This is a genomic window from Undibacterium sp. Di24W, assembly GCF_049340325.1.
Classification (GTDB): Bacteria; Pseudomonadota; Gammaproteobacteria; order Burkholderiales; family Burkholderiaceae_D; genus Undibacterium.
On the sequence record NZ_JBMPOP010000005.1, the window covers coordinates 465,852 to 478,963 of the forward strand.

Below are 13,112 nucleotides of genomic sequence, written 5' to 3' on the forward strand. Positions count from 1 at the left end.
AGACGATGCTTGTAAGTGCGCTCTCACCATGTTATTTTGGGTGAGAGCGTTTTTTCTTTGTTTGCTAAAAAAATTTCTATGAATCTCAGTCTATCTACCTATCTTTCTCCGATTCCTTTGATCGCCATTTTGCGTGGCATACAAAGTAGAGAATGCGTCGATATCGCGCGCACGATTTATGATGCCGGTTTTCGTTGTATAGAAATCCCATTGAACTCGCCGGATGCCATTGCAAGTATTGCTTTGCTGGTAGAACATTTACCCAAAGATTGTTTGATTGGAGCTGGTACGGTGATGACGCCAGATCAGGTCACTGCTGTGCATCAGACAGGTGGTCGCTTAATTGTGATGCCGCACGCGGATACTTCCGTAATTCGTGCTGCAAAAGCATTGAACATGCTGTGCACACCTGGCGTGGCTACATTGACGGAAGCTTTCGCCGCCTTGCACGCAGGAGCGGATGCTTTGAAATTGTTTCCCTCTGAAAGCGTGCCGCCGTCCGTTTTGAAAGCCTGGCATTCTGTATTGCCGGCGTCTACTATTTGTTTGCCTGTTGGCGGTGTCAAACCGGATGGTATGCAAGTGTATGTCGATGCTGGTGCGCAGGGATTTGGTTTGGGTTCGAACTTGTATAAAGCAGGTTGGAATGCGGAGCAAGTACGAGCTAATGCTGATGCGTATGTTGTTGCGTGGCGTGCTTTTTCTGGTGGGTAGATCTCTCGTATCCTGAGGATCTTTTATGCAGAAAAAGGAGTGTATTTCGTGTTGAAATGCGCTCCTTTTTCTTTGATTCTTTCCTCCCCTTAATCGCCATACTACGCTGCAAGTTAGTCATCTAATTTTTCTTGATGAGCGCTTAAACATTCCTCGCTGTTGCACTCTTTATTTTTCCTTTATCTTTCATCAGTACGACAACCTCTACATGCCTGCGTGATTTTTTGTGCAAGCTATCCCGATGGTGTCCTTACATACGCATCGATATTCAAAAAAAAGGAGATAAGAATGAAGCTGAAAAAAATAGTCATCGCACTGACCGCAGTTGGGTGTGCCTCAATCACTGGTGCTTATGCCCAAGAGGTACAAGATAAACAGGAAAAAGACAAGCTGGAGAAAATTCAAAGAGTTGAAGTTACAGGCTCCAGTATTAAACGCGTGAACGCAGAAACTGCCTCGCCTGTGCAAATTATTGATTTCAAACAAATTGAAAACATGGGTGCGCGCACTCTGTTGCAAGTACTCGATAATCTACCTGCTGCCCGTCCAGCGCAACAAGATTTCCGTTCGATGTTTACGGGCTCCGATGGCGCTTCGCAAGCGAACTTGCGTGGCCTCGGTGCGCAAGGCACTTTGATTTTGTTGAACGGTCGCCGTTTGTCTTTTTACGGTGCGCCTGAAGGCTTTCAAACGCAATTCGTCAACATCGATGCGATCCCTGCTGCGGCAATTGAGCGCATGGAAGTGCTGACCGATGGTGCTTCCGCTGTGTATGGCTCTGATGCGGTGGCAGGCGTGATTAATATCATTACCAAAAAATCTTACAATGGTTTGCAGGCTAGTGCGACATTCGACAGCTCACGCGATGTGAAGTCCTATGGTGAGCGTCAGGCTAGTGCTCTTTTTGGTTTTGGTGACTTGAGCCAGGATAAATACAATATATATGGTTCGGTGAATTTGTATAAGCGCGACCGTATCGCTCTGGAAGATACTTATCTGAAACGACCAGACCAATTTTATAAAAACAATCCTAGTTTTATCAGTAATTTCCGTATCACCGAAGGCAGCCAACCAGGTCAATTAAATCCTGGTACTTTGTTTGTGTTTGATAAAAATGGGAACAATAAGCGCTATCAACAAGCGGCTGCTGGTTGCTCAACTTTTGTCACCGAAGGCGCAGGTACGCGTTGTGTGTGGAATACCTTGCCTTATTCCTTGGATACTGGACCAAAGTCGGATCGCGCAACACTCTTTGTAAGCGGTCGCGTGCAACTGGCGAACGATTGGGAGGGTTTCGGTGAAGTTGCTTATACCGACATTGATATGCGTGGCGAGAATGGTCCACGGTCATTCAATAGTGGCGGCGGTACTGCGAACTGGTATTCACGTAATACCGGAACGACGCTTAACACATTTAGTTATCCTTACTTAGGTCCGAACAATGTGTACTTAAAAAACATGAGTGCAGATTTGAAGGCGAAGATGGGTGGTGCGGCTGGCTTAACCTATTTGATGCAAGACGCCAAAGGCCATTTTGGCCAACAAAATACTGACAAAACCTATCGCGCCATGGCAGGTGTGCGTGGTTCATTGGGCCAGTGGGATTTTGAATCAGCGCTAGCAGTAGCTGGCAGTCATTCCACTCTATATCAAACCGTTAACGTGAACAAAGATGGTTTTGAAAAAGCGTTTGGCCCCTTCACAGTTGATCCAGTCACTAAACGTACTTATATCGCGGATAATCCTGCCTATCAATTTGGCGTGATCAGCGATAAAAACGCAGAACTCTTGCGTCAAGCTTATCCCACTTTTGACATTCAATCCTGGACTAAATTAGTGACTTGGGATGCAAAGTTAGAAGGTAGTTTGTTCAAAATGCCAGCAGGTGATGCACGTGCGGCTTTTGGTGTTAATTTGATGCGCGAAGAGTTTGAAACGCCAGGTAATAAAGACGCTGCCGACGGCAAGATTACGCAGCAAGGCGGTTCATGGTTTGATGGCTCCCGCACGATTGCAGCGGTATTTGGTGAAGCGATTTTCCCTTTGGCGAAAAATCTCGAAGTCAATACCGCGGCCCGTATCGATAAGTATCCCAATTTTGCTGCCAACTTTGCGCCGAAAATTGGTGTAAGTTATCGCCCGATCAATGATCTACTCGTACGTAGTACATACTCACAAGGTTTCCGTGCGCCGAATTTAGCTGAGTCGGGTATCGGTGGTGTGTATGCGCAACGCGGTGGGATGCGTGACACTGTACGTTGCGACGAAACGAATGCGATTGCAAAATTATTGATCAAATCAGTAACGACGACCGACCAGGATTTGGGTAAAACACTGTTGAATTCAAACTGCAGTATCAATATCGGCGGATTGACACCACCGAACCCAAATCTGCAACCAGAAAAGGCAAAGATCAGCACGCTGGGGCTGGTCTATCAAGCAAGCAAGCAGTTTGATATCTCAGCTGACTATTGGTTCGTGTATCGTCGCAATGAAATCGTGCGTCAGGATTTTACCGAAGTCTATGATCAAGCAGTCGAAAAATATGGTCCGGCATTGATCGGTGCGCCGAATGCAGTGCGTGCGCCGATTACGGATTTTGATAAAGCGAATATGGCGGCGGTGGCTAGTATGTGCGCGAATGCAGCGAATGCGGCGGCCTGTGCGGGTGGTGTGCCTAAATATTCAGTCGGTATTTTAGCTGGCTTGACGAATAAGTATATGAATCGCGGCCGAACTATGATCGATGGTTTTGATATCGATGCGCATGCACGCTTTAATCTTGGTACGTATGGCAAACTGAATTTTGGATCTTCCGCCACTATCATGAATCGTAATGCTTACAACGGCGATGATGGTTCCGGATTTTCGCAAAACTATGTCGGCTATTATGGCAATCCAAAATTGCGGGCAAACTTCAATGTTGACTGGCAATATGGCGATTTCACTAGCAGTGTGTTCGTAAATTACACGGGTAGTTCTAAGTGGGCCTATGACAAGAATGACGAGGAACACAATAATCCTCAATCTTGTACTGCCGCCGATGTCGCGGTGGCACCCAATAATTGCGGCGGCGCACCGGCATACAAAACAGTGAACTTGGGTTTGGGGTGGACGCCAGTTAAAGATCTACGCTTAGGTTTGAATATCAAGAATATCTTGAACACCAAACCATTCTACGATCCTAATGGTTGGGAAGGCTATAACCACGGTTTGAATTTGTTTGGACGTGTGATTAGCGTGTCGGCGAGCTACAAATTTATGTAATCAAACTGTTGATTTCTCCGGGGTTTTGCCTTGCCCAGCGCTAAGCTACTATATGTGTAACTTGGCGCTGAGTGAAGCGAAGCCCAACAGTCAGCAATCTATTAAGCACCAAGCCAAGGCAAATCTGCCGAACACCAGCCTCCCACCGTTTTGCGATGACCATGCGCGTCTTTATCTCCTTCGAATCCTTGTAAAATATCAAAGCAGGCCGTATAGCCATTTTCAGTTGCCAACTTTGCGCCGTGACGTGAGCGCACACCAGAACGACACAAGAACAAGATCGTTGCATTCTTATCGACAACAGCGCTTTGCAATTGCGCGAGAAAATCAGGGTTAGGTGTTCCGCTTGGATACAGACTCCATTGCACCGCTTTGTGTTGCTCTTCTTGGATGTTGACGCGACCGACCCAATCTCGCTCGGCATTGGTGCGCACATCAAGTAGTATCACGCTGTGATCTGTTTGTAGCAAAAGATATGCTTCTTCAGGCGTCACGGCGCCCGAGTACGGCAGGTTTTGTTCTTGACTGCGTTGTTTTGCTTTGTCGATGACCTCATTCATATTATTCCTTTGTGTATTTGTGTATTTGTGTATTTTTCATTGGGAAGTTACATCTCGCATCTTAAAGCTAAGTAGGATGGCTGCAGTGGACGACAGCACCTGATTTGCTTACCTATTTACCAGAGTCAAGGATCTTACCAAAAGGATAGAGCGCTGCGTTATTCAATAGCTTGGTCGCATTGATGTTGTTTTTTGACTAAAGTGAGATGTTAATACTTCTGACTTGTTAGATAACAGGCGAGCTCATGACTGATCATTAGAATATGTGCACCATTTCGATGCAATGTTTACGCACCAAGAAAGTGCTTTTTGGATTATTTGCACCGATTTGGTTCGCGATGTAATTTATTGAATTGTCAAGGAATCGTATGAGGTTTGATTTTTCTATATAAAACAAAGACTTAATTATTCCTCTTGTATAGCTAAGATCGTCTTGTACATGGCACGCTTTCTGCTAATATTGTCGTCGTGTTCTTGTTTGCCGCTTGCATTGTGATGGTGCGTTTTTGAAATGTCGTGGTCATAAAACAGGTGGAAAATAAAGATTAGTTGCAGTAATTTGATGTAATTTGTATTGATGCGGTAGTTCCTACATTTATTTTTGAACGATTATTTTGAACGATTGAAGGAGTTTCAAATGGCAATGACCCCAGCAGAAGTGTTGAAGATGGCGAAAGACAACGAAGTTAAATTCGTTGATTTCCGTTTTGCGGATACGCGCGGTAAAGAGCAGCATGTGACTGTGCCTATTTCTCACTTTGATATTGATAAATTCGAATCAGGTCATGCATTTGACGGTTCTTCTATCGCAGGCTGGAAGGGTATTGAAGCGTCTGATATGTTGTTGATGCCGGATCCAAATACGGCCAACATCGATCCATTTATGGAAGAAACCACCTTGTTTATGCAGTGTGATGTGATTGAACCAGCTGACGGTAAAGGATATGACCGTGATCCACGTTCTATCGCGAAACGCGCAGAAGCGTATTTGAAATCCTCTGGTATTGGTGATACTGCTTACTTCGGTCCAGAGCCAGAATTTTTCATTTTTGATAGCGTACGTTGGAAAATTGATATGTCTGGCTGCTTCGTGAAGATTGACTCTGATGAGGCTTCATGGACAACAGGCGAAAAACTTGAAGGTGGTAATACAGGCCATCGTCCTACAGTCAAAGGTGGCTATTTCCCAGTGCCACCAGTCGACAGCTTCCAAGACATGCGTTCTGAAATGTGTTTGATCTTGGAATCTTTAGGTATTCCAGTGGAAGTTCATCACCATGAAGTTGCTGGCGCTGGTCAAAATGAAATCGGAACTAAGTTTTCTACTTTAGTAGAACGTGCTGACTGGACTCAAAACTTGAAATATGTGGTTTGGAATGTGGCGCACACTTATGGCAAAACAGCGACGTTCATGCCTAAGCCTATCGTTGGCGATAACGGTTCCGGTATGCATGTCCATCAATCGATCTGGAAAGACGGCAAAAACCTGTTCGCAGGTGACGGCTATGCTGGTTTGTCTGAATTTGCCTTGTTCTACATCGGCGGTATTATCAAACACGCGAAAGCATTGAACGCGATCACTAACCCAGGTACTAACTCTTACAAGCGTTTGGTTCCAGGCTATGAAGCACCGGTAAAATTGGCTTACTCTGCAAAAAATCGTTCCGCTTCTATTCGTATTCCTTACGTCGCAAATCCAAAAGGCCGCCGTGTTGAAGCGCGTTTCCCAGATCCATTGGCAAATCCATACTTGTGCTTCGCGGCTTTGATGATGGCTGGTTTGGACGGCGTTCAGAATAAGATTCATCCAGGTGAAGCGGCTTCTAAAGATCTCTACCATTTGCCACCAGAAGAAGACGCATTGATCCCAACAGTCTGCGCATCTTTGGAAGAAGCGCTGGACGCGTTGAATAAAGATCGCGAATTCTTGACACGTGGCGGCGTATTCAGTGAAAGCATGATCGATGCTTACATCGAATTGAAGATGCAAGATGTACAGCGTATGCGTATGACCACGCATCCAGCAGAATTTGATATGTATTACTCTCTGTAATCAGCATTCTGAATAAAAGCGGGGCATGCCCCGCTTTTTTATTTCAGTATTGTTTTTTTATGACGTATGGGTTCGAGTCCTGATTGAAATGAGCTGAGTAATTGTGCAAAATCGTCGCTTGACATACACTAAGCCCGTTATTCACCTTGAAACGACTCACTATGAAGCAATATTTGATCGGCCTAGCTTTCTTGTTTGCCTTTAGTTCTTCTGCCTGCGCACAGATCTACGTCTGTACTGATGCAAATGGTAAGAAAGATTATCGCAATACTGGTGTGACTAAAGGCTGTAAGTTATTAGATTTGCCTAGCAGTGCAGTACCAGCTCCACCGAGCGCCAACAAAAAACCAGCGGCCGCAAAATCAACATCAAGCCCTGCGAATTTCCCCAAGGTGGATGATAGTACGCAAAAGGCACGTGATTCTGATCGTAAGCAAATTTTGATCGATGAATTGAAAGTTGAAGAGCAGAAGTTGGAAGCGCTGAAGAAAGAATATAACGGTGGCGACGTGGAGCGCCGTGCAGACGAACGCATGCCGGCAAAGTATGTAGAGCGTGTTAATAATCTGAAAAATGATATTGCGCGGACAGAAAAAAATATTGAGGCATTAAAACGTGAGATCAGTAATCTTAAGTAAGAATTTGGCCTGCACGACCCACTAAATTGGTCGCAATCGCGACCTTTTTTTATTTTAACGATGCCTAATTTAAAAAATGTTTGAGTCAATGAACCAATTTGCTGGATTGGAGTTACTTGCCTCCGCGGTGCTGGTGTTAAATCCCCAGGGGTGTATCGTGCATGCGAATCCGGCAGCAGAAAACTTACTGGAGCGCCCCTCTAAATTACTGCTGAATACGCCGCTTAGTGATTTGTTCTTAAATGGCGATGAATTACTTGATGGCTTCCAGCAAGCAATAGAACATCAATTTGCCGATAAAAGACAAGATCTAATCTTAGAACGCAACGGTCGTGAGCCCTTGCATGTGTATAGCATAGTCACTGCTTTGGATCTTCCTGATACGCCAGTTTTGATTGAGTTGCGCGAAAATGTGCAACAGCTGAAGCTCGACCGTGAAGAGCGCATGCAGGATCAGAATAAAGAGAATAAAGAGTTAATTCGCAATTTGGCGCATGAGATAAAGAATCCACTCGGTGGTATCCGTGGCGCGGCCCAGTTATTGGAATTGGAATTGCCGGAACGCGATGCCAAAGAGTTGCGTGAATACACACAAGTGATTATTAAGGAAGCCGATCGTTTGCAAGTCTTGGTTGATCGTTTGTTGGCTCCCAATCGTTTGCCCCAAGTAATTGCTGATCTGAATATCCATGAAGTCTGTGAGCGCGTGCGTAGTTTGATCATGGCGGAATTTCCGAAGGGGCTAGTGATTAAGCGTGACTACGATTTATCTATCCCAGAATTTCGTGGTGATCAACAGCAGTTGATTCAGGTGGTGCTTAATATTGCGCATAACGCGGCGCAAGCGTTGGTCATGCGTATGGCGGACGGTGATGCTGAGATTATTTTTAAGACTAGAGTGGTGCGTCAAGTGACGCTTGCCAAGGTGCGCTACAGGCTGGCATTAGATTTGCATATCATTGATAACGGTCCAGGTATTCCACCAACGATTCGTGATCGGATTTTTTATCCTCTGGTATCGGGACGTGATGGTGGAAGTGGTTTGGGTCTGACATTGGCGCAAGCTTTTATTACGCAACATGCTGGTGTGATTGATTGTGAGAGTCGACCGGGATATACCGATTTTCGTATATTGATTCCTTTGCCTTAAACGATTTTTCCCGCATTTTGCACCGGCTTTACGATGTGTATGCACTGTGCATGTGCACAACTTGCGCTATAACTGAATTTATTCTTTGGAATGCTGAACAATGATGAAAACCATTTGGATTGTGGATGACGATGATTCGATACGTTGGGTGTTGGAAAAAGCGTTGGCGCGTGAAGGTTTGGTAACACGTAGTTTTACTAATCCGGATGATGTTCTATTGGCCTTAGATGATGAGCAGCCACAAGTTTTGGTGTCCGATATACGCATGAATGGCGCGTCCGGGCTCGATCTTTTGCAAACGATTAAGCAGCGTTTGCCTAGTTTGCCTGTGATCATAATGACCGCTTTCTCTGATTTGGACTCGGCTGTGGCAGCATTTAAGGGCGGCGCTTTTGAATATCTGGCGAAGCCATTTGATCTTTCAAAAGCGGTTGAGCTAATTCGGCGTGCGCTGGAAGAGAGTGCTCGCGAGACTACCGTCGAACAATTTCATGATGTGGAAACGGAGATACTCGGCCACGCTGCTGCCATGCAAGAAGTATTTCGTGCGATAGGGCGCTTGTCGCAGTCAAGTGTAACGGTGCTGATTACTGGGGAATCGGGTAGTGGCAAGGAATTGGTAGCGCGTGCTCTGCATAAGCATAGTCCGCGTGTGAATCAACCTTTTATTGCATTGAATACTGCTGCGATTCCTAAGGATCTCTTGGAGTCTGAATTGTTTGGCCATGAGCGTGGTGCGTTCACTGGCGCGCAGACCGCGCGGCGTGGTCGATTTGAACAAGCGGAAGGCGGCACTCTGTTTTTGGATGAAATCGGTGATATGCCATTTGATTTGCAGACGCGATTATTGCGGGTTTTATCTGACGGGCATTTCTATCGGGTTGGTGGGCATCAACCTTTAAAAGCGAATGTACGTTTGATTGCGGCAACCCATCAAAACTTGGAAGCGCGTGTTAAAGAGGGGGTATTCCGAGAAGATCTATTTCACCGCCTAAATGTGATTCGCCTACGGGTTCCTAGTCTGCGAGAGCGTCGTGAAGATATTCCAGTGCTAGCAAAACACTTTTTGATGCAAAGTGCCAAGCAATTAGGTGTCGACGCAAAACGTCTGTCTGATCATGCCTTATCGTATATTTCGAATTTGGATTTCCCAGGAAATGTGCGCCAGCTAGAGAACTTGTGTAATTGGATTACAGTGATGGCGCCTGGGCAAGTAGTTGAAACTTTGGACTTGCCTAGTGAGTTACTACCTATAGATCAAGATGTAGAGGTGCACAAGCAGGGTGCAAGTCACGCACTCGAAGTGGGCGCTAGTTTGCAGAGCGCTTCGTCATGGAGCGTTGCCTTAGAGCTGCAGGCAGGGCAGCTTTTAAATCAAGACGTGGCGGAAGTGATGAATAAATTGAGTCGCGAGTTTGAGACGGTTTTGATTAAAGCCGCGTTGAAACATACTCATGGACGTAAGAATGACGCAGCGATACGTTTAGGTATCGGTAGAAATACCATTAGCCGGAAAATTCAGGAGCTTGGAATTGAGGGTGTGAAAGATGAATAATCGAGGATTGGTTGTCGTTTTTTTGTAAAGCTTAATTGAATGCAAATGTTCCACTAAGGTATTTTACAGAGTATTATTTCCATGTGCGGATGGTAATAGTTGTTTTGGTATATTGCCAAACCTAATCACTCGTTCACCTGCATAGTCCGCACTAAGCCTTCAACTTCCTTGAGATTTCGTTTACTCAAGTCATTTGATGGTGTGATAATTTGCTGTAATACTTAGGGGATTTTTATGAATTTCGACGCGCTATTCCAGCAACAAAACGCATTACCCACAATTCCAAAAGTTGTGCAGGAAGTCATTGATAGCTTTAATAATGAGGATGTTTCGATTGATGTGATTGCCAGTAAGCTGGCGGCTGATCAGGTGTTAAGTGCGAAGTTATTACGACTGGCAAATTCTTCCTATTACCATGCTTCACGTAGTGTGGGTACCGTAGATGATGCAGTCCTAATGCTAGGTTTTATGACAGTCCGGACTTTAGTCATCAGTAGTGGTTTAACAGGCGGGTTCAAGGCCATGCCTGGCGTCGATCTAAAGCAGTTTTGGCGCTATAGTATGCATACGGCGGTGATTGCAAAATGGATCGCAAAAAAAGTGCAAGGTAATTCAGACTTCGCTTTTACTGTTGGTTTAATGCATGCAATCGGTCAGTTAGTCATGCATGCTGCGATGCCAGAGCAAACGCTGCAAATTGATAAGATCGCTGGTCCTTTGGATTCCCGTCGCCTTGACGTGGAAAAAACGTCTTTTGGGTATGATTATTCCGATGTTGGTGCTGAGTTGGCTAAGCGTTGGCGTTTCCCAGATAATTTCCCTACTGTTATTAAGGCTTTTCCTCAGCCTCTATCGCATGATACTTTTGAGCCTATGGCGGCGGTGATTCATTTGGCCGTGTGGTGTGCGCGTGCCGAGGAGAATAAATATTCACGGGAAGAGCGTGAGGCTACCATACCTACTGAAGTTTTAGCTAAATTGGGGCTTGGGGTATCCGTGCTATTGGATGACATGCCTCCAGTATCAGAATTGGCGGCAGGTTTGGAAGATTTGGTGAACTAAATTTTGATTGCTGTTTGCTTTCTGCGGCGATGAGCTTATTAAATGCGGTCGTCTAAGTTTGCATCTGTAGTAAGAAAGTGGCTGAGATATTTCTCGGCCACTTTCTTTTTTTATGTATATTTCTTTTCTAGGCTCAATGCCAGTGCTTCCGCAACTTTAATACCATCTATTGCGGCAGAGAGTATGCCGCCAGCGTAGCCTGCGCCTTCGCCAGCAGGATAGAGTCCTTTGGTATTTAAACTTTGAAGATTATCGTCCTTGCGTTTAATGCGTATTGGTGAGGAGGTTCTGGTTTCCACGCCAGTGAGAATTGCATCGTTTAGTGAGAATCCCTTAATTTGCTTATCAAATTCAGGAATGGCCTCGCGCATTGCTTCAATTGCGAACGCAGGTAAGGCGTCGGCTAGATTGCATAAGGTGATTCCTGGTTTGTACGAAGGGACAACCTTGCCAAGCTCGGTCGACGGGCGATTCGCCAAGAAGTCGCCTATCAATTGTCCTGGTGCATTGTATGTGCTACCGCCTAAAATAAAAGCTTTGCTTTCTAATTCTCGTTGTAGTGCAATGCCTGCAAGTGGATCGCCCGGATAGTCAATTTCGGGAGAAATCCCGACCACGATGGCGCTATTCGCATTGCGTTCATTGCGCGAATACTGACTCATTCCGTTGGTGACAACGCGCCCAGGTTCAGACGTTGCTGCAACTACGGTACCGCCCGGACACATGCAGAAACTGTATACAGAGCGATCATTTTTTGCGTGGTGAACTAACTTATAGTCGGCCGCGCCCAGGATTTTATTTCCGGCGTTGGGGCCGAAACGCGCTTTATCAATAATTGATTGCGGGTGCTCAATTCGAAAGCCGATAGAGAATGGTTTGGCTTCGACATAAATCCCTTTGGCATGAACTAGTTCGAAGGTGTCGCGTGCGCTGTGGCCTACCGCTAGTACGACGTGATCGGTTTTAACTGTTTCATGGTCATTGACAGTTAGCCCGCAAATCTCACCATTTTGTATATCGAAATCAGTCACTTTTTGTTCGAAGCGAATTTCACCGCCTAATTCAATAATATTAGCGCGCATCTCTTCTATCATCTTTACCAGGCGAAAGGTGCCGATGTGCGGCTTGCTGACATACATAATTTCTTCAGGTGCGCCGGACTTGACGAACTCGGTCAATACTTTGCGACCATAATGTTTGGGATCTTTGATTTGACTGTAGAGTTTGCCGTCGGAGAATGTGCCAGCGCCACCCTCGCCAAATTGCACGTTGGACTCGGGATTCAATTCGCGTTTGCGCCATAGGCCCCAAGTATCTTTAGTGCGTTCACGAACAGCCTTGCCGCGCTCCAGCACAATCGGCTTAAATCCCATTTGTGCCAGTACCAATGCGGCAAATAATCCGCACGGACCAAATCCTATAACCACAGGACGAGGATAACTTCCCGACTTTGCATGGGTGACAAACTTATAGCTGGTGTCTGGCGTTTTGGTGATTCTGTTTTGGCCTTGTACACTTTTGAGTTTATAGAGCAAAGCTTCGTCGTCCGCCACCTCAACATCGATAGTGTATATAAGAACGATAGCTGCCTTTTTGCGTGCGTCATAGCTGCGCTTAAATATATTGAAGTTGATAAGCTCTGCGGCATTTAACTTAAGGCGAGAAAGGATAACTTCCTTTAAGTCAGCTTCTGTATGGTCAAGTGGGAGTTGTATGTCGGTCAGGCGTAACATAATAAGAGCGCTCAATAAATCAAAGGCGTATTTTAACTGTAAGTGAATAATTGCCCCAAATAATCTATGCTTGCGGAAATGGGTGAATCTTTGCTATAGTTCGCCTCCCGCAGAAATGCTGGGCTGAAATAAGAGAAATGCAAGTAGCTGGTCGTTAAGTTCCTGATGTTTGAATTGAAGTTGAAGAAACTAAAATTTAAACGGTGTTTAAAACAGGGGGTTGACGGAAATAAAGAAGTGCTGCATAATCTCATTTCTCTGCTGCTGACGAACACAACGCTTCGTAGCAAAAACAAAATCCTCCGGGTGAGTTTGAGTGGAAAAGAATACAGATCTTTAACAATTAACAGTCAATAAATGTGGGCACTTGATAATGAAGC

General features: G+C 45.4%; 9 protein-coding genes. 7 read left to right on the forward strand and 2 right to left on the reverse strand.

Annotated features, from left to right (window positions below; all coding sequences use genetic code 11):
- The first annotated feature begins 78 nt into the window (after window positions 1–78).
- Window positions 79–714 (forward strand): 2-dehydro-3-deoxy-6-phosphogalactonate aldolase, encoded by a 636-nt coding sequence (locus ACO0KZ_RS13510; RefSeq protein ID WP_422996009.1) that lies wholly within the window; start codon window positions 79–81, stop codon window positions 712–714.
- 288 nt (window positions 715–1,002) lie between these two features.
- Complete coding sequence (locus tag ACO0KZ_RS13515) at window positions 1,003–3,981, forward strand: TonB-dependent receptor plug domain-containing protein (RefSeq protein ID WP_422996011.1); 2,979 nt, start codon at window positions 1,003–1,005, stop codon at window positions 3,979–3,981.
- A gap of 101 nt (window positions 3,982–4,082) precedes the next feature.
- Here the strand turns inward: ACO0KZ_RS13515 and ACO0KZ_RS13520 are convergent, their stop codons facing one another.
- Entirely contained in the window at window positions 4,083–4,541 is a 459-nt protein-coding gene (locus ACO0KZ_RS13520; RefSeq protein ID WP_422996013.1) for a rhodanese-like domain-containing protein, read from the reverse strand.
- Between the two features lie 637 nt (window positions 4,542–5,178).
- Between ACO0KZ_RS13520 and glnA the strand changes: the two genes are divergently transcribed.
- The 5 genes from glnA (at window position 5,179) to ACO0KZ_RS13545 (ending at window position 10,999) form a co-directional block, all read left to right on the forward strand.
- Window positions 5,179–6,594: a type I glutamate--ammonia ligase gene (gene glnA / locus ACO0KZ_RS13525; RefSeq protein WP_422996015.1), complete on the forward strand. Its 1,416-nt coding sequence runs from the start codon at window positions 5,179–5,181 to the stop codon at window positions 6,592–6,594.
- 161 nt (window positions 6,595–6,755) lie between these two features.
- On the forward strand, window positions 6,756–7,232 hold the full coding sequence (locus ACO0KZ_RS13530) for a DUF4124 domain-containing protein (RefSeq protein ID WP_422996017.1): 477 nt from the start codon (window positions 6,756–6,758) through the stop codon (window positions 7,230–7,232).
- Between the two features lie 88 nt (window positions 7,233–7,320).
- Window positions 7,321–8,382 (forward strand): nitrogen regulation protein NR(II), encoded by a 1,062-nt coding sequence (glnL, locus tag ACO0KZ_RS13535; RefSeq protein WP_422996019.1) that lies wholly within the window; start codon window positions 7,321–7,323, stop codon window positions 8,380–8,382.
- A gap of 103 nt (window positions 8,383–8,485) precedes the next feature.
- Window positions 8,486–9,937 (forward strand): nitrogen regulation protein NR(I), encoded by a 1,452-nt coding sequence (gene ntrC / locus ACO0KZ_RS13540; RefSeq protein ID WP_422996057.1) that lies wholly within the window; start codon window positions 8,486–8,488, stop codon window positions 9,935–9,937.
- Between the two features lie 234 nt (window positions 9,938–10,171).
- Entirely contained in the window at window positions 10,172–10,999 is an 828-nt protein-coding gene (locus ACO0KZ_RS13545) for an HDOD domain-containing protein (RefSeq protein ID WP_422996021.1), read from the forward strand.
- 110 nt (window positions 11,000–11,109) lie between these two features.
- Here ACO0KZ_RS13545 and ACO0KZ_RS13550 read toward each other — a convergent pair whose 3' ends face one another.
- Window positions 11,110–12,732, reverse strand: a complete 1,623-nt coding sequence (locus ACO0KZ_RS13550) for an NAD(P)/FAD-dependent oxidoreductase (protein ID WP_422996023.1) — start codon at window positions 12,730–12,732, stop codon at window positions 11,110–11,112.
- Window positions 12,733–13,112: the final 380 nt, after the last annotated feature.